Source organism: Streptomyces sp. NPDC018029, from assembly GCF_044327655.1.
In the GTDB taxonomy this organism is placed as follows: domain Bacteria; phylum Actinomycetota; class Actinomycetes; order Streptomycetales; family Streptomycetaceae; genus Streptomyces.
This window is the reverse complement of sequence record NZ_JBIRFV010000004.1, coordinates 565186-582261: the sequence shown is the minus strand read 5'-3', so window position 1 is coordinate 582261 and position 17076 is coordinate 565186. Positions and strand designations below refer to the sequence as shown.

10 protein-coding genes and 1 tRNA gene are annotated in these 17076 nt (G+C 71.9%); 3 read left to right on the top strand and 8 right to left on the bottom strand.

The genetic code is table 11. The features are described 5' to 3' along the window. Positions 1 to 94 precede the first annotated feature (94 nt). Positions 95 to 1195 (top strand): phenazine antibiotic biosynthesis protein, encoded by a 1101-nt coding sequence (locus tag ACH4D5_RS15560; protein ID WP_398302378.1) that lies wholly within the window; start codon positions 95 to 97, stop codon positions 1193 to 1195. Then, positions 1195 to 2691 carry an aldehyde dehydrogenase family protein gene (locus tag ACH4D5_RS15555; protein WP_398302376.1) on the top strand — a complete coding sequence of 499 codons (1497 nt, stop codon included), beginning with the start codon at positions 1195 to 1197 and terminating at the stop codon, positions 2689 to 2691. The genes ACH4D5_RS15560 and ACH4D5_RS15555 overlap by 1 nt, the downstream gene beginning before the upstream one ends. Positions 2692 to 2733: 42 nt before the next feature. Here the strand turns inward: ACH4D5_RS15555 and ACH4D5_RS15550 are convergent, their stop codons facing one another. Then, the gene (locus ACH4D5_RS15550) at positions 2734 to 3843 is read right to left on the bottom strand and encodes a ParB/RepB/Spo0J family partition protein (protein WP_398302374.1); all 1110 of its coding nucleotides are present in this window, start codon (positions 3841 to 3843) and stop codon (positions 2734 to 2736) included. Between the two features lie 389 nt (positions 3844 to 4232). Between ACH4D5_RS15550 and ACH4D5_RS15545 the strand changes: the two genes are divergently transcribed. Next, a complete protein-coding gene (locus ACH4D5_RS15545) occupies positions 4233 to 5183 on the top strand; it encodes a LysR family transcriptional regulator (RefSeq protein ID WP_398302372.1) in 951 nt (316 codons plus the stop codon). Positions 5184 to 5272: 89 nt separating this feature from the next. Here ACH4D5_RS15545 and ACH4D5_RS15540 read toward each other — a convergent pair. The 7 genes from ACH4D5_RS15540 to ACH4D5_RS15510 all read right to left on the bottom strand — a co-directional run bounded on the left by ACH4D5_RS15540 (position 5273) and on the right by ACH4D5_RS15510 (position 16997). Then, positions 5273 to 5346: transfer RNA gene (locus ACH4D5_RS15540), tRNA-Thr, on the bottom strand. A gap of 83 nt (positions 5347 to 5429) precedes the next feature. Then, the gene (locus tag ACH4D5_RS15535; RefSeq protein ID WP_398302370.1) at positions 5430 to 7034 is read right to left on the bottom strand and encodes an alpha/beta hydrolase; all 1605 of its coding nucleotides are present in this window, start codon (positions 7032 to 7034) and stop codon (positions 5430 to 5432) included. 96 nt (positions 7035 to 7130) lie between these two features. Next, positions 7131 to 8336 (bottom strand): DNA polymerase III subunit delta', encoded by a 1206-nt coding sequence (locus ACH4D5_RS15530; RefSeq protein ID WP_398302368.1) that lies wholly within the window; start codon positions 8334 to 8336, stop codon positions 7131 to 7133. 107 nt (positions 8337 to 8443) lie between these two features. Beyond that, positions 8444 to 11701: a dTMP kinase gene (tmk, locus tag ACH4D5_RS15525; protein WP_398302366.1), complete on the bottom strand. Its 3258-nt coding sequence runs from the start codon at positions 11699 to 11701 to the stop codon at positions 8444 to 8446. Between the two features lie 191 nt (positions 11702 to 11892). After that, on the bottom strand, positions 11893 to 14718 hold the full coding sequence (gene topA / locus ACH4D5_RS15520; protein ID WP_398302364.1) for a type I DNA topoisomerase: 2826 nt from the start codon (positions 14716 to 14718) through the stop codon (positions 11893 to 11895). Between the two features lie 325 nt (positions 14719 to 15043). Next, positions 15044 to 15241 carry a hypothetical protein gene (locus ACH4D5_RS15515; RefSeq protein ID WP_398302362.1) on the bottom strand — a complete coding sequence of 66 codons (198 nt, stop codon included), beginning with the start codon at positions 15239 to 15241 and terminating at the stop codon, positions 15044 to 15046. 217 nt (positions 15242 to 15458) lie between these two features. Next, a complete protein-coding gene (locus tag ACH4D5_RS15510; protein WP_398302360.1) occupies positions 15459 to 16997 on the bottom strand; it encodes a methyltransferase in 1539 nt (512 codons plus the stop codon). Positions 16998 to 17076: the final 79 nt, after the last annotated feature.

Below are 17076 nucleotides of genomic sequence, written 5' to 3'. Positions count from 1 at the left end.
GCCCTGGTTCTTTCACGGGAAAAATCGTCGGGTAACCATTCGAGCAGCAATCCAGGCAACAGACGGACGACAAGGCCGGGAGGATAACGACAACATGGCGTCGAAAACCTGGGACATACTCGACCTGCCTCCCGGCGAACGCCCCGACCCGGACGAATACATCAGAGCCGCGATGGAGTGGCACTTCGGCCCCGAAACCGGCTCTCCCTACTGGCTGGAGCGCGCGAAGTCCCTGGACTTCGACCCGCGCACCGACATCTCCTCGGTGGCCGACCTCGTCCGCTTCCCCAACGTCGCCTCCGAGCTGCGTACCGTCCCCGCCGAGGACCTGATCCCGCGCGGTTACGGCGACCACCCCGACGTACGGGGTGTGTTCGAGAGCGGCGGCACCACGGGCGCTCCCAAGCGGGTCGTCCTCCTCGGGGACTGGCGGAAGCGGCTGCTCCACTGGACCGCCGAGCAACTCGACGCCCACGGTTTCCCCCGGGGCGCAAACTGGCTGGGAATCGTTCCCAGCGGCCCGCACATCGTCGGCGAGTTCTTCCGGGGTTCGGCAACCACGCACGGCACCCACGGATTCACGCTCGACCTCGACCCGCGCTGGGTGAAGCGGCTGATCTCCACGGGCCGCGGCAGCGAGGCCGACGACTACGCCGAGCACGTCGTCGACCAGGCCGCGGAGGTCCTGCGCTCCCAGAACATCGGCGTCCTCACCGTCACCCCGCCGATCCTGGACCGCATCGCCCGCCGTGACGAACTCGTGGAACTGATCAACGAGAAGGTGCGGGCGATCCGTTGGGGCGGCACGCAACTCGACCCGGATTCCCGCCAGGTGTACCGGACGGAAATCTTCCCCGACACCGTCTTCTCCGGGAACTACGGCAGCACGATGATTCTCGGCTTCGCCGGGGAGCGGCCGGGGCTCGGCGACGACGACCCCTGTGTCTTCGACACCCTGAGCCCGTACGTCACCTTCTCGGTCGTCGACCCGGAGACGCTCCGGCCGGTCCCGTACGGGGCGCGCGGCCGGGTCGTGGCCAGCCACGTCAGCAAGTCGTTCCTGCTGCCCAACAACCTCGAACGCGACATCGCGACCCGCGTCGAGCCGCTCGACGGGGGCCCCGGCGACTCGGTTGCCGACATCGCGCCCGTCAGCAGGTTCGAGAACGAGGACGTGGTCGAGGGGGTGTACTGATGGCACCCGAACCGGCCCCCCTGGACGCACCCGAACCAGCCCCCCTGGATGCTCCCGAACCGGCCCTGCTGGACGCACCCGATCCGGCCTTGCCGGACGCTCCCGAACCGGCCTTGCTGGACGCACCCGAACCGGTCCTCCTGGACGCGCTCGGCCCGCGCGGCGAGTTCCGCGCCAGGAACCGTCAGCTGGTCACCGACGTCACCGGCCGCCCCGCCGCCGAACTGAGCCTCGTCCCACCGCCGTTCATCAGCCGCACCCTGTCGGCGCTGCGCCGCGCCGAGCCCGCGCCGGCCGACGAGCGGGTACGGCGCATCGCGGCCGCCGCCGACCTCTTCGCCACCGGGACGGTCGCGGGCCAGAGCGTGGCGGAGTACTGCCTCCTGGTCAGCCGCGTCGGCGGGGTCCCGATCACGGAGGTCACCTCGGCGGTCGACCGCATCGCCGAACGGCTCCGCGACATCGGCACCGGCATCGCGCAGGCGCGGCCCGCCGGTGCCGTCACCGACTGGCGCGACCCCTTGGCCAGGTCCGGCCGGGCCGCCCACACCCGGCGCGGCCACGTGTTCGCCGTCCACGCGGCCGGCAACCACCCCGGCACCCACAGCCTGTGGCCCGAGGCGCTCGCGCTTGGCTACCGCGTCGCGGTCCGGCCCTCCCGGCGCGAGCCGTTCACCCCGCACCGGCTCGTCACCGCGCTGCGCCTCGCGGGCTTCGGGAACGACGAGGTCACGCTGCTGCCCACCGACCACACCGGCGCGGACGGCGTGCTGCGCGGCGCCGACCTCGGCATGGTCTACGGCGGCGAGGACGTCGTCCGCAAGTACGGCGCCGACCCCACGGTCCTGCTCCAGGGCCCCGGCCGCTCGAAGATCCTCCTGACGGCCGACGTCGACTGGCACGACCACCTCGACACCATTGTCGACTCGATCGCCGGGCGCGGCGGCACGGGCTGCGTCAACGCGACGGCCGTGCTGGTGGAGGGCGATCCGACGCCGTTGTGCGAGGCCCTCGCCGAGCGGTTCTCGGCGCTGCCCAGCCTCCCGCCGGACCATCCGAAGGCCGTCCTTCCGGTGCAGCCGGCGGCGGGCGCGCGGGCGCTCGCCGAGTACGTGGGGCGCCGCGCCGGTGACGCCAGGCCCTGGCTCGGCGCCGACACGGTCGCCGACGAACTGGGCGACGGCAGCGCGGTCCTGCGGCCGGCCGTCCACCAGGTCGACCGCGCCGACGCCCCTCATCTCGGTGCCGAACTGCCCTTCCCCTGCGTATGGGTGGCACCGTGGCGCCCCACGGACGGGATCGCCCCGCTGCGCGACAGCCTGGTGCTCACCGCGCTGACGCGGCAGGAAGAGCTGCTCGACCGGCTCCTGGCCGAACCGACCATCGCCAACCTGTACGTCGGCGACCACCCGACCCACTGGATGCGGCCCGGGCTGCCGCACGACGGCTACCTCTCCGACTTCCTGATGCGCACGAAGACGGTCGTACGAGACTGACGTACGCCCCTCACGTACGCCCTGATGGCAGCAAGCCGCGCTTCACTGCGCCGAGGCGCGGCTGTCCACTTCCTGCGCGACGTTGAACCAGACCTCGCCGCAGGCCCGCGCCACGCTCGCCACCATGTCGACGCAGTGGGCGGGGACGCTCTCGATGAGCCGGCTCCACTCGTCCGGCGGGAGGGTGGCCGCGTCCAGCAGCCGCAGCAGCAGGCGCCCGGAGTCGGTGAAGCGGATCGAGGGATCGCGCTTCAGGATCGGAATCAGCTCGGCGGCCGCCGGCGGCACGGAGACACCCGACACCACCGGTGCCGGCGCGGCGGCGGCCTCCGCGGTCTCGGCAGGTGCCACTCGTGCCGATACGGCCGATACGGCGCCGGGGTCGGCGGCGACCCGGGCGGGCGCGACCCGCGCCGGCGCAGCCGTAACCGTGCCGACCCCCGCCGTACCGCCGGCCACAACGGCCGGCCCAGGCACATCGGCCGGCCCAGGCACACCGGGCAGCCCAGGCACACCGTGCAGATCGGGCGCCCCTTCATGAAGCGCCCGCGGCTTCGGGAAGACCACCTCGTCCTCCTCCAGCCTCCTGCGCACATCGCGGGCGGTGGCGCGGGAGACCCCGGCGGCACCGGCGATCTGCCGCAGCGTCGCGTCGGGATGGGTCCGGATGAACTCGCCCGTGACGGCCCGCACCCCGCTGCTGTCGACCGGCCGCGTCCGGCCGTCGCGCCCGATCCGCACCGGCGCGGCCGGCAGGTCGTCGCCGAGGCGGCGCCGGATGCTTCCGACCGTCTTGGGCGAGAGCCCGGCGAACGAGGCGATCATGCGGTCCGACCACTGCGGGTGCGAGTGGATGATCCGCGTCGCGGCGGCGTTGCGGTCGGCCCGGCTCAGCGGCAGTCCGTGCGTGGTGTTGGCTTGAACGGCGACGATGAAGACGTCCGACTCGTGCCCGTCGAGGAAGCGGACGGCGATCTCCCGCTCACCGCGCAGCACCGTCGCCCGCAGCCGGTGCATCCCGTCGATGACCCGCATCGTGGACCGGTGGACGAGGATGGGCGGCAGGTCCGCGCCGGACTCGGCGAGGACCCGGATGTGGTCGACGTTCTCGCCGACGAGGCGTGGTGAATCGGCCGACCAGAGCTGATCCACGGCAATACGTTCAATGGGCAGGGAATGCGGCCTTATTTCCCATGGCCGCTGTTCATTGGACCGTCCTCTTTCCCCGTATATTCCATCTCCGACTGTCTCGTGTTCCGCAACTTCTGCCGACTTGCTCGTGTGCATGAACCCGTCGCCCCCTGTCAGAGTTCGCGCAAGCGTGAAATAGTTGTTAACTTAAATTACCGCCAACGTACCCCCACGGGCCACCGCGCCAGGTGTCACGCTCGGCCCGCGTGCGCGATTTCCCGTCAAACTTCGCAGAAAGCTTGACACACACAACCCCCAAACCCTAAAGGCCGCCTTTCTCGACCAAGACTCAAGCAAGAATTGACCAGAAGTCCTACATATGCCATCGCCCATTACTAGAATCCCGAGGCATGGAACTCAGGCAGCTCGAATACTTCGTCGCGGTGGCCGAGGAGGAGAACTTCACTCGGGCCGCCGAGCGCGTGCACATCAGCCAGTCCGGAGTGAGCGCCCAGATCAGACAGTTGGAGCACGACCTCGGCACGTCCCTGTTCGACCGCTCGGGCCGCAGCGTCAGACTCACCCCCGCCGGAGTGGCCGCCCTGCGGCACGCCCGCTCCGCGCTGGCCGCCGTCGACGCCGTCCGGCAGGCGGTGGACGAGGTGAACGGCCTCATCCGCGGCAGGCTCGTCGTCGGCATGGTCACCGCGTGCACGGTCACGCCGCTCTTCGACGCCCTGTCCGCCTTCCACCACAGGCACCCCGGTGTGGAGATCGTCCTCCTGGAGGACACTTCCGACCGGCTCATCGAGCGGCTGCGCGCGGGCAGCGCCGACCTGGCTCTGGTCAGCACCTCCGGCTCCACCCCGCCGGGCCTGGAGGCGTACGAGATCATCCGCGAGCCCCTGGTCGCCGCCATGCCGGTCGGCCACCCGCTCTGCGAGAAGCCCCAGGTGACCCTGGAGGACCTGGCCCACTACTCAGTGGTGAGCCTGCCCACGGGGGCCGGGGTGCGCAAGGTCTTCGACGACGCGTGCGCGGCGGCGGGCGTCAACATGGAGATCGCGTTCCAGGCCGGCGCCCCCAGCGCGATCGCCGACCTGGCAATCCGCGGCCTGGGCGTCGCAATCCTCTCCGAGTCCCTGGTCGCCCAGCACCGCCCCCGCCTGACGACCCGCCGGATCGAGGACATCCACACGGAACCGGTCCTCTCCCTGGCCTGGACCACAACAGAAAACCCGGCCCTACGCCAACTGGTCCACCACTGCCGCCACGCCTTCACCCGCCCGACCCCGCCCCTGACCCCGACCGCCACCCCCCAGACGACCGCGGTCCCGGAACCCACCCTCTCCGCCCAGTAGTCACACCCGGAGGGACGCGAAGGACGCGAAGGACCGCGACAAAAGCAAAAGCCCCAGGTCACGGCGAGTGAGTCCTGGGGCTTCCACAGAGCCGCCTTCGGGATTCGAACCCGAGACCTACGCATTACGAGTGCGTTGCTCTGGCCATCTGAGCTAAGGCGGCGCGCTGTCCGCACCATCGTGCGATCAGCAACGCGGCCAAGTCTACACAGTTTTCAGAGCGCTCCGCACACCCCCTCCTGACGGCTATGAGCAGCGCTTTCCGTCCTTGGGGACGGTTCCCTTCAGGAGGTAGGCGTTGACCGTCGAGTCGACGCACTCGCTGCCGCGGCCGTACGCCGTGTGGCCGTCGCCCTCGTAGGTGAGGAGGTGGCCGGAGGAGAGCTGGGAGGCGAGGGCCTTCGCCCAGCGGTAGGGGGTGGCCGGGTCGCGGGTCGTGCCGGCGACGAGGATCGGGGCCGCGCCCTTCGCATCGATGCGGTGCGCCTCGCCCGTCGCCCGCACCGGCCAGTACGCGCAGTTCAGCGAGGACCAGGCGAGGCCTTCGCCGAAGACCGGGGACGCCTTGCGGAAGGAGGGCAGCGCCTTGCGGACCTCGTCCGGGGAGCCGAAGGACGGCGGCAGGTCCAGGCAGTTCACGGCGGCGTTGGCGAACATCAGGTTCGCGTACCTTCCTTCGCCGTCCCGCTCGTAGTAGCCGTCGGAGAGGGCGAGCAGGCCCGCCCCGTCCTTGTCCTTCATCGCCGAGGTCAGCGCGTCGCGCAGCTGGGGCCAGCCCGCCTCGTCGTACATCGCGGCGATCACGCCCGTCGTGGCGAGCGCCTCGCCGAGCTTCCTGCCGCCGATCTCACCGACCTGACCGCGGCCGATGCCGCCGTCCCCCTTCACGGTCAACGGCTCACGGTCGAGGCCGCGGAAGAAGGCCTTGAGGCGCCTGCCCGCGTCCTCGGGGCTCTCGGCGCCCAGCGGACACTCCGCGCCGCGCGCCACGCAGTCCTTCGCGAAGGACCGGAACGCCGTCTCGAAGCCGGCTGTCTGGTCGCGATTCATACGCCGCGCGGGCAGCGACGGGTCCATCGCGCCGTCCAGGACCAGGCGGCCCACGCGGCGCGGGAAGAGCTCCGCGTACGTCGCGCCGAGGAAGGTCCCGTACGAGGCGCCGACGTACGTCAGCTTCTCGTCGCCGAGCGCCGCCCGCAGGACGTCCATGTCGCGGGCCGCCTCGACTGTGGAGACGTGCGGAAGGATCTTGGCCGACCGCGCCTCGCAGCCGTCCGCGAACGTCTCGAAGGCGGCGCGCAGGCCGTCCGTCTCGCGCTGGTCGTCGGGGGTGACGTCGGTCTGCGTGTACGCGTCCATGCGCTTGCCGTCGAGGCAGGTGACGGGCTCGCTGCGGGCCACCCCGCGCGGGTCGACGGCGACCATGTCGTAGCGGGCCCGGACCTCCGCGGGGTAGCCGAGTGCCGCGTACGACTGGAGGTAGCCGATCGCCGAGCCGCCGGGGCCGCCCGGATTGACCAGGAGCGAGCCGAGGCGGCCCTTCTTCTTCGTGGCCTGTTTGCGGGCGACCGCCAGCTCGATGTCGCCGGCCGCGGGCTCGGCGTAGTCCAGCGGGGCCTTCATGGAGGCGCACTCGAACCCGGGTGCGCCGCACTCGTGCCAGCTCAGCTTCTGTCCGTAGTACGGCGCGAGCTCCGCGGGCGTCGAGCGGGACAGCGACGCCATCGAAGCGTCCGCAGTCGAACTTCCCGACGAACAGCCGGACATGAGCAGGCCGGCGGTCACGAACAGAGTGCCGCACGTACGGAAGGGGAGTTGACGGCTGCGACGGCCGTGACGGCTGAGGTCCATCACGCGAGAGTAACTCTCCGCGCATGCACGGTCACTCAACGCGCTCGTACGAGTGAATCCGTGAGACCGGCCAACCCACGCCCCGAACGGGGGTGTTCAGCCCGCCCGCAGCGCCATCGTCATGGCTTCGACCGCGAGCAGCGGTGCCACGTTCCGGTCGAGGGCGGTGCGGCAGGCGCCGATGGCCTCGATGCGGCGCAGCGTGGACTCGGGCGAGGTCCCCAGGGCCAGGCGCTCCAGCATGTCCTGCACCTCGGTGTTGGCGATGGCCACCCGCGAGCCCAGCTGCAGGGCGAGCACGTCCCTGTAGACCCCGGTCAGCTCGGTGAGCGCGAGGTCGAGGCTGTCGCGCTGCGTGCGCGTCTTGCGCCGCTTCTGTCTGTCCTCCAGCTCCTTCATCACGCCGGCCGTGCCGCGCGGCATCCGGCCGCCCTGCCCCCCGCCGAGCGCCGCCTTCAGGTCCTCGGTCTCCTTGCCGTCGACCTCCTCGGCGACCTGCTTGGCGTCCTCGGTCGCCGTGTCGATCAGCTCCTGCGCGGCCTTGAGGCAGCCGCCGATCTCCGACACCCGCATCGGCAGCTTCAGGACGGCGGCCCTGCGCTCACGCGCGCGCGGGTCGGTCGCGAGCCGCCGGGCGCGGCCGATGTGGCCCTGCGTGGCGCGCGCCACGGCCGCGGCGACGTCCGGCTCGATGCCGTCTCTCCGTACGAGCACGTCGGCGACCGCATCCACGCTCGGGGTGCTCAGCGTCAGGTGGCGGCAGCGGGAGCGGATGGTCGGCAGCACGTCCTCCAGAGAGGGCGCGCAGAGCAGCCACACCGTGCGGGGGGCGGGCTCCTCGACGGCCTTCAGGAGGACATTTCCCGCACCCTCGGTGAGGCGGTCGGCGTCCTCCAGGACGATGACCTGCCAGCGTCCGACGGCGGGCGAGAGCTGTGCCCGGCGGACGAGGTCGCGGGTCTCCTTCACACCGATGGAGAGCAGGTCCGTGCGCACCACTTCCACGTCGGCGTGGGTGCCGATGAGGCTGGTGTGGCAGCCGTCGCAGAAGCCGCAGCCGGGGGCGCCGCCGAGCGCCCGGTCCGGGCTCGTGCACTGCAGGGCGGCGGCGAAGGCGCGCGCGGCGGTGGCGCGGCCGGAGCCGGGCGGGCCCGTGAACAGCCAGGCGTGCGTCATCTTCGACGACTCCGGCGGCGGGGTGTCCGTGGCGGCCGCCGTCACCAGCGCGTCGGCGTCCCGGGCGGCGGCGCCCAGCTGCTCGCTCACCCGCTCCTGCCCCACCAGGTCGTCCCACACGCTCATGGGGTCACCGCCTTACGCTGCGCTCTGCTCCTGCCCGGACCGCCCATCGCCTGCCCGGACTGCCCATTGTGGAGGACGCCTCTGACAATCCGGCCCGGCCGCGGTGTTCAGCGGCCTCGTCGGCCGCGCCGCGGCCGCCCGTCGCCGTCGTCGTCCGCCGCGTCCGGGTGCTCGTCCTCGTGCGACCCGAGCAGTTCGTCCGCCAGCGACGGCAGGTCGTCCAGCGGGGTCTCCTCGGCCCACTCGGAGGACGGCCGCCGGGGCACGCCCTGCTCGTCGACCTCGATCTGGGGCAGCTCACGGGTCCGGTCGTCGGACCCGTCGGGCGAGGGCGCGCTCGAAGGCGCGCTCGCGGGCCGCTCGTCCCGGAAGTACCCCGGCGGAACCTTGTCCTCCCGGACGGCAGGCAGCACCGCCGTCTCGTCGGCGGCCCCCTCGGGGACGGGCGGCTGCGGCAGCACCGCGGTGTCCTCCGCACCGGGGCCCTCCGTGCCGGGACCCTCGGCGCCGATCGCCGGCAGGACGGCCGTCTCGTCGGCGGCCCCGGAGGGCGGCTGCACCACGGGCGTGGGCACGGTGGTCTCGTTGTCGGGCACGGCGGTCCCGGTGTGCGGCACGGACGACGCGGACTGCTCAGACTGCCCGGACTGCTCGGGCTTCCCGGACTGCCCGGACTGCCCGGACTGCCCGGACTGCCCGGCCGGAGCCTGACTCTTCGGAGCCGAAGCCTTCGGAGCCGCAGCCTTGGGAGCCGGAGCCGCCGCAGCAGCAGCCGTAGCCGCGGCCGCCGAAGCCGCAGCAAGCCGCCGCGCCTCCTCCGCCCGAAGCAGCGCGGCCTCCGCCTTCCGCTGCTTCTCCAGGCGCCGCTCCTCCGCCTCGGCGCGCAGCCGCGCCTCTTCCTCGGCCTCCTTGCGGCGCCGCTCCTCCTCGGCCGCCCGCGCCTTCTCCTCGGCGAGGAGCCTGGCCTGCTCCTCCTCGGCCTTGCGGCGGGCCTCCTCGGCGCGCTTCCTGGCCTCCTCGGCCTGCCGCTCCGCCTCGCGGCGCTGGGCCTCCTCCAGCTCGCGCCGCTTGCGCTCCTCCTCCTCGGCGCGGAGCTTGGCGAGCTGCTCCTGGCGCTCGCGTTCGAGCCGCTCCTCCTCGGCCTTGCGCGCGGCCTCTTCCTCGGCCTTGCGCCGGGCCTCCTCCTCGGCGGCCCTGCGGGCTTCCTCGCGTGCCTTCACCTCGGCCTCGGAGAGCGGGAGCACCAGGTCGAGCCGGTGCCGGATGACGGTTGTGACCGCCTCCGGCTCCTGGGACGCGTCGACGATCAGGTACCGCCCCGGGTCGGCGGCGGCGAGCGTGAGGAAACCGGAGCGCACGCGCGCGTGGAACTCGGCGGGCTCCGACTCGAGGCGGTCGGGCGCCTCCGTGAACCGCTCGCGGGCGGCTTCGGGCGACACGTCGAGCAGGCACGTCAGGTTCGGTACGAGGCCACCGGTCGCCCAGCGGTTGATGCGGGCGACCTCGGTGGGCGACAGGTCGCGCCCGGCGCCCTGGTAGGCGACGGACGAGTCGATGTAGCGGTCGGAGATGACCACGGCGCCGCGTTCGAGGGCGGGTCGTACGACGGTGTCGACGTGCTCCGCGCGGTCGGCGGCGTACAGGAGCGCTTCGGAGCGGTGCGAGAGACCGGCCGACGACACGTCGAGGAGGATCGACCGCAGCCGTTTGCCGACGGGCGTCGCCCCCGGCTCGCGGGTGACGACGACCTCGTGGCCCTTGGCGCGGATCCACTCGGCGAGCGCCTCGGCCTGCGTCGACTTGCCCGCGCCGTCGCCGCCCTCCAGGGCGATGAAGAAGCCGGTGCCGCACGGCACCTGTGCCGGGTCGTCGCCGCCGCGCAGCGCGTCCAGGAGGTCGCGCCGGAGCGGTATGCCCTGGCGGTCGTCGGCCTTGGCGAGGACCAGCGCGGCCACCGGCAGCAGCAGCGCGCCGACCAGCATCAGCGTGAAGGCGGCGCCGCCGTGGTCGAAGACGAACTTTCCGTTGACCATGCGGTGCGGCCCGATCGCGGCGGCGACCACGGGGGCCACCAGCGCGCCGAGCGCGAGGACGAGGCGTACGACCGCGTGGAGGTGCTCCGTGGTGCGGGCCCTGCGGTAGTCCTCGACCTCCTGGTCGAGCAGCGCGTGCCCGATGTTCGCGGCGACTCCCGCGCAGACGCCCGTGAGGGCGAGGAGCAGCAGCACGGTCGTGGTGTCCGGCACGAGGCCCGCGGCGAGCAGCGCGACGCCGGTGAGGGCGATGGCGAGCGCGAGCAGCCTGCGGCGGGAGAGCGAGGGCAGCAGGGACGGCGCGACGCGGATGCCGACGGCGGTGCCGCCGGTCAGGGCGAGGACGATCAGGCCGTACGTGACGGGCCCGCCGCCCAGGTCCTTGGCGTGCAGCACGGCGACGGCGACGGCCGCGGCGACGGCTCCGGCGACGGCGGCGCAGGCCGCCACGAAGAGCGGGATCGCGCCGGTGCGGCCCTTGTCGGGACCGGTGCCCGCGCGCGGCCTGCGCAGTCCCTCCAGCGGGCTACGCGCGCGTGGCGTCTGCGTACCGGGAAGTTCGAGGAAGTAGAGGATCGAGAGCGATCCGGCGAAGAGGCCGGCCGCCACGAAGGAGGCGAGCCCCGCCTGGTGCAGGTCGAACCAGTCGATGCCGGCGCCGAGGACGTTCCCGATGAGGGTGATGGCGACGAGGATCGCGGCGGCGACGGGCAGCGCCAGGAATCCCGTACGCAGCGACAGGCGCCGCAGGGCGTCCATGTGGTCCGGCAGTGGCCGTATCGTCGCGCCCTCCAGGGGCGGCGCGGGCAGCAGCGCGGGCGCCGCGCTCTCCTTGGCGACCGTCCAGAAGCGCTCGGCGACACCGACGACGAAGGACGTCACCAGGATCACCGCGAGGGCGTCATCCGGGGTCCAGTCGATCCACAGCGGCGCGACGACCAGCAGGGCGGCCCGCACACCGTCGGCGCCGATCATGGTCCAGCGGCGGTCGAGCGGGCCGTCCGGAGAGGTGAGCGAGGTGAGCGGCCCGAGAAGCACCGCTCCGAAGAGCAGCGTCGAGAGAACGCGCGCTCCGAAGACAGCGGTCACGGCGAAGGCCGCTCCCCGATAGCCGCCTCCGAAGGCACCTTCGGCGATGGACGACTGGAGCGCGAGGATCACCAGGACGAGCAGCGCGAGCGCGTCGCCGACACTGTCGACGAGATGGGCGCTCCACAACCGCTTCAGCTGCGGTACGCGCAGCAAGGCGCGAACGGCGCGCTCTCGGGAATCTGCGACCAGGGCGTCGTCGGGGGCCGGGATTCCGGCCGTTGGCTGCTCGGCACGCGTCATCCGTCCAGCCTATCTGGACGGACCGACTCCCCGACGAGCCACCCGAACAAACGACCGTCTGGTTCGGGTGGCGTCCAGTGAAGAAGACGTGGAGAAGACGTCGGGCGTCAGCCCTCCGAGGAGGTCAGTCCTCCGAGGAGGTCAGTCCTCCGAGGACGTCAGCCCTCCAAAGCGGGAGCCCTCCGAGGACGTCAGTCCTCCGAAGCAGCGGCCTTGCTGGAGGCCGCCGTCTTCTTGGCCGTGGTCTTCTTCGCCGCGGTGGTCTTCTTCGCCGCCGTCTTCTTGGCCGCGGTCTTCTTTGCGGGTGCCTTCTTGGCCGCGGTCTTCTTGACGGCCTTCTTCGCCGTCTTCTTGGCGGGGCCCTTCGCCCGCTTCTCCGCGAGGAGCTCGTAGCCCCGCTCCGGAGTGATGTCCTCCACGGAGTCCGCCGCCCGCAGCGTCGCGTTCGTCTCGCCGTCCGTGACGTACGCCCCGAAGCGGCCGTCCTTGACGACGACCGGCTTCCCGCTGACCGGGTCCTCGCCGAGCTCCTTCAGCGGCGGCTTCGCGGCGGCGCGGCCACGCTGCTTCGGCTTGGAGTAGATCTCCAGGGCCTCTTCCAGCGTGATGGTGAAGAGCTGCTCCTCGGTCTCGATGGACCGCGAGTCCGTGCCCTTCTTCAGATACGGGCCGTACCGGCCGTTCTGCGCGGTGATCTCGACGCCCTCGGCGTCGACACCGACCACGCGGGGCAGGGACATCAGCTTGAGGGCGTCCTCGAGGGTGACCGTGTCGAGCGACATGGACTTGAAGAGGGAGGCCGTGCGCGGCTTGACCGCGTTCTTGCCGGTCTTCGGGGTGCCCTCGGGGAGGATCTCCGTCACGTACGGGCCGTAGCGGCCGTCCTTGGCGACGATCTGGTTGCCGGAGACCGGGTCGGCGCCCAGCTCGAAGTCGCCGCTCGGCTTGGCGAGCAGCTCCTCCGCGTACTCGACGGTCAGCTCGTCGGGCGCCAGGTCGTCGGGTACGTCCGCGCGCTGGTGGTTCTCGGCGTCGCGCTCGCCGCGCTCTACGTAGGGGCCGTAGCGGCCGACGCGCAGCATGATGTCGTTGCCGACGGGGAAGGACGACACCTCGCGGGCGTCGATGGCGCCGAGGTCGGTGACGAGTTCCTTGAGGCCGCCGAGGTGGTCGCCGTCGCCGTTGCCGGCGTCGGCCGCGCCGCCCGCGGCCTCGCCCTCGCCGAAGTAGAAGCGCCGCAGCCACGGCACGGCCTGCGCCTCACCGCGGGCGATGCGGTCGAGGTCGTCCTCCATCTTGGCGGTGAAGCTGTAGTCGACGAGCCGGCCGAAGTGCTTCTCCAGGAGGTTGACCACGGCGAAGCTCAGGAAGGACGGCACGAGCGCCGTGCCCTTCTTGAAGACGTAGCCGCGGTCGAGGATCGTGCCGATGATCGACGCGTACGTCGACGGGCGGCCGATCTCGCGCTCTTCGAGCTCCTTGACCAGCGAGGCCTCGGTGTAGCGGGCCGGGGGCTTCGTCGCGTGGCCGTCGACCGAGATCTCGTCGGCGGAGAGCGCGTCGCCCTCGCTGACCTGCGGGAGCCTGCGCTCGCGGTCGTCCAGCTCGGCGTTCGGGTCGTCGGCGCCCTCTACGTAGGCCTTGAGGAAGCCGTGGAAGGTGATGGTCTTGCCGGACGCGCTGAACTCGGCGTCGCGGCCGTCGGAGGCGCGGCCGCCGATCTTCACCGTGACGGAGTTGCCGGTCGCGTCCTTCATCTGGGAGGCGACGGTCCGCTTCCAGATCAGTTCGTAGAGCCGGAACTGATCGCCGGACAGGCCGGTCTCGGCGGGCGTGCGGAAACGATCACCCGAGGGGCGGATCGCCTCGTGCGCCTCCTGCGCGTTCTTGACCTTCCCGGCGTACGTGCGCGGCTTGTCCGGCAGGTAGTCGCTGCCGTAGAGCTGCGTGACCTGCGCGCGGGCGGCGGTGACGGCCGTGTCGGAGAGCGTCGTGGAGTCCGTACGCATGTAGGTGATGAAGCCGTTCTCGTACAGCTTCTGGGCCACCTGCATGGTCGCCTTGGCGCCGAAGCCGAGCTTGCGGCTCGCCTCCTGCTGCAGCGTCGTCGTACGGAAGGGCGCGTACGGCGAGCGGCGGTACGGCTTGGACTCGACGGAGCGTACGGCGAAGTTCGTGTCCTGGAGGGCGGCGGCCAGCGCCCGGGCGTTCGCCTCGTCCAGGTGCAGGGTGCCCGCGCTGCCCGCCTTGAGCTGCCCGACGGAGTTGAAGTCGCGGCCCTGCGCGACGCGCTTGCCGTCGACCGTGGTGAGGCGGGCGACCAGCTGCGACGGGTCGGAGGCGTCACCGGCGCGGCCCGTGCCGAAGGTGCCGGTCAGGTCCCAGTACTCGGCGGAGCGGAAGGCGATGCGCTCGCGCTCCCGTTCGACGACGAGGCGGGTGGCCACGGACTGGACGCGGCCCGCCGACAGGCGCGGCATGACCTTCTTCCAGAGGACCGGCGAGACCTCGTAGCCGTAGAGGCGGTCGAGGATGCGGCGGGTCTCCTGGGCGTCGACCATGCGCTTGTTGAGCTCGCGCGGGTTGGCGACGGCGCTGCGGATCGCGTCCTTGGTGATCTCGTGGAAGACCATCCGGTGGACGGGGACCTTGGGCTTCAGGACCTCGAGGAGGTGCCACGCGATGGCTTCGCCCTCGCGGTCCTCATCGGTGGCGAGGAAGAGCTCGTCGGAGTCCTTCAGGAGGTCCTTGAGCTTCTTGACCTGCGCCTTCTTGTCGGCGTTGACGACATAGATGGGCTGGAAGTCGTGCTCGACGTCCACGCCGAGGCGGCGCACCTCGCCGGTGTACTTCTCGGGCACCTCCGCGGCGCCGTTGGGGAGGTCGCGGATGTGCCCGACGCTGGCCTCGACTACGTAGCCGGGGCCGAGGTAGCTCTTGATCGTCTTCGCCTTGGCAGGCGACTCGACGATGACGAGTCGGCGGCCGCCCTGTGCGGTCTCGCTGGTCGGGGACAACTTCGCTCTTCTCTCCGGTCGACGCTCGGTGGCAGTGCGCGGCGGCACCGCTCGGCCGCACCGCCCGGTGGCGCTGCGCGGTGGCAGGGCTCTGGTCAGTGCGGTGGCAGTGCCCGCATGGCTTGCGTTGCGCTGTCGCTGCGGAGTGTGACGGTACATCCCGCCCCCGTGTCAAACGGGAAAAGCCCGCAACGGCCACTCGAACGGTAACCCGACTACCGCCATTCCTGCCGCCCGGCGTAGCCACCACTGTTCCGGCGCCCCGTGCGGCCGGAGCCCGTACGACGACGGGAAGGAGAGGATCCGCCGTGTCGTCGGCACCACGTCACAGCCGCGTGAAGCACCACACTCCGAGCAGCAGCGCGCCCGTTCCCGCGAGCATGGCGAAGGTCGCCGATGCGACGGGGTTCACACCCTGGGCGACGGGAGCGCGGTGCGCGACACGCGCACCGGTCCACAGCATCAGTCCGGCTCCGAACAGTGCGAACACCGTCCCGGCGAAGATCGCTGGTCCGCTCTCCATGGTCGTGCCTCCCCGTGCCGATTTCCCCTGCCGGGAGGCTGGCACGCACGGGAATCGGGAGGACTAAATCGGGGTGAACGGCGAGCGGCCCGGCCGTACACCCCACCCGAAATGCCCCGTACGAGCTTCGAAACGTTCCGTAGGAGCTCCGAAATGCCCCGTACGAGCGGGATGTTGGCCGGTTTCCTCCCACCGCGCGGGGCGGTACGCGCAGGCGCTACGCCCCGACCGGCAGCAGGAAGCCCTGCTCCACCAGGAGCCTGATCTGCGCGGGCGTCCGGTCCCGCAGCAACACCGGATCCTCCCCCACCAGTTGGGCGATGGCGTCCAGGATCCGCCCGGCGCTCAGCGAACCGTCGCAGACGCCCGCGAACCCTGCGCCGACGGTGTCCACCTTGGTGGCCCGCCGCATCCCGCGGTTCTGGCGCAGCACGACGTGCTCGGGGTCCTCGGCGCCCGGCAGCCCGACCTGTTCCTGCACGACCTCGTCGGCGAGCTTGAAGTGCGCGGCGAGCAGCGCGGCGTCGTCGTGCGTACGCAGGTACTCCTGCCGCTCGAAGAACTCCCGGACCGTGTCGCCGAGCGGCTGCTCGACGGGGTGCGGCCACTCCTCGAGAGTGATGGACGGCTCATCGGATCCGGACTTCCTGAGCGTGATCCAGCCGAACCCGACGGCGCGCGTGCCCCGCGCCTCGAACTCGTCCAGCCACGCGTCGTACCGCGCCGCGTACTGCCCGGGGTCCGTGCGGTGGTCCCCCGCGTCGCGCAGCCACAGCTCGGCGTACTGCGTGATGTCCTGCACCTCGCGCTGCACGATCCAGGCGTCGCAGCCGCGCGGCACCCAGGAGCGCAGCCGGTCCTGCCACTCCTCGCCCTCGACGTGCTGCCAGTTGGCCAGGAAGTGCGCGTACCCCCCTTCGTTCAACCGCTCCCCCGCCTCCTGAACGAGCGACCGGCACAGATCGTCCCCGCCCATCCCGCCGTCCCGGTAGGTGAGCCGCGCCCCCGGCGAGATCACGAAGGGCGGATTCGACACGATCAGGTCGTACGTCTCGTCGCCCACCGGCTCGAAGAGCGAGCCCTCGCGCAGGTCCGCCTCGGGGGCCCCGGAGAGGGCCAGCGTGAGCCGGGTGAAGCGCAGCGCCCTGGGGTTCAGGTCGGTGGCCGTCACGCGCGTGGCGTGCTGGGCGGCGTGCAGCGCCTGGATGCCGGAGCCGGTGCCGAGGTCGAGGGCGCTCGCGACGGGCGTACGCACCGTGATGCCGGCCAGGGTGGTGGACGCGCCGCCGACCCCGAGGACGACGCCCTCGTCGTGGCTGCCGATGCCGCCGGCGCCGCCGACGGCGCAGCCCAGGTCGGAGACGATGAACCAGTCCTCACCGCCCGGCCCGCCGTACGGCCGCACGTCCACCGTCGCCCACAGCTCGCCGTCCCGCTCGGTCAGCCAGTCGCTCTCCAGGAGTACGCCGACGGGGAGAACGTCCGCCACGCGCGCGTGGGGCACGGATTCCTGGAGCAGGAAGAGACGTACGAGCGCCGCGAGCGCACCGTCTCCTCGCGTGGCCCGCAGCGCCGGCACGGTCTCGCTGCGGGCGAGCGCCGTGTAGGCGGGGGCGCCGAGCAGTTCGAGCAGCCCGTCGGCGGTGAAGTCGGCGGCGAGCAGCGCGTCCCGCAGGGCGGCGGCTGCGTCGGCACGGTCGGACGCGGGCAGGGGGAGGCCGGCATTGCGGCTGGCGTTGCGGCTGGCGTTACTCACCCCTCCATTGTGGCCCGCCGGGTGCGCCGACGCCCCCGGCGCCGCCTGGGCGTCGAGGGCATCGGGAAGGTGGGCCGGA

What these genes read in the sequence shown, in the direction of transcription:
- ACH4D5_RS15555 (WP_398302376.1), top strand. Translation starts at nt 1,195, where the DNA reads ATGGCACCCGAACCGGCCCCCCTGGACGCACCCGAACCAGCCCCCCTG.
- ACH4D5_RS15515 (WP_398302362.1), bottom strand. Translation starts at nt 15,241, where the DNA reads ATGGAGAGCGGACCAGCGATCTTCGCCGGGACGGTGTTCGCACTGTTC.
- ACH4D5_RS15560 (WP_398302378.1), top strand. Translation starts at nt 95, where the DNA reads ATGGCGTCGAAAACCTGGGACATACTCGACCTGCCTCCCGGCGAACGC.
- ACH4D5_RS15530 (WP_398302368.1), bottom strand. Translation starts at nt 8,336, where the DNA reads ATGAGCGTGTGGGACGACCTGGTGGGGCAGGAGCGGGTGAGCGAGCAG.
- tmk (WP_398302366.1), bottom strand. Translation starts at nt 11,701, where the DNA reads ATGACGCGTGCCGAGCAGCCAACGGCCGGAATCCCGGCCCCCGACGAC.
- ACH4D5_RS15535 (WP_398302370.1), bottom strand. Translation starts at nt 7,034, where the DNA reads ATGGACCTCAGCCGTCACGGCCGTCGCAGCCGTCAACTCCCCTTCCGT.
- ACH4D5_RS15545 (WP_398302372.1), top strand. Translation starts at nt 4,233, where the DNA reads ATGGAACTCAGGCAGCTCGAATACTTCGTCGCGGTGGCCGAGGAGGAG.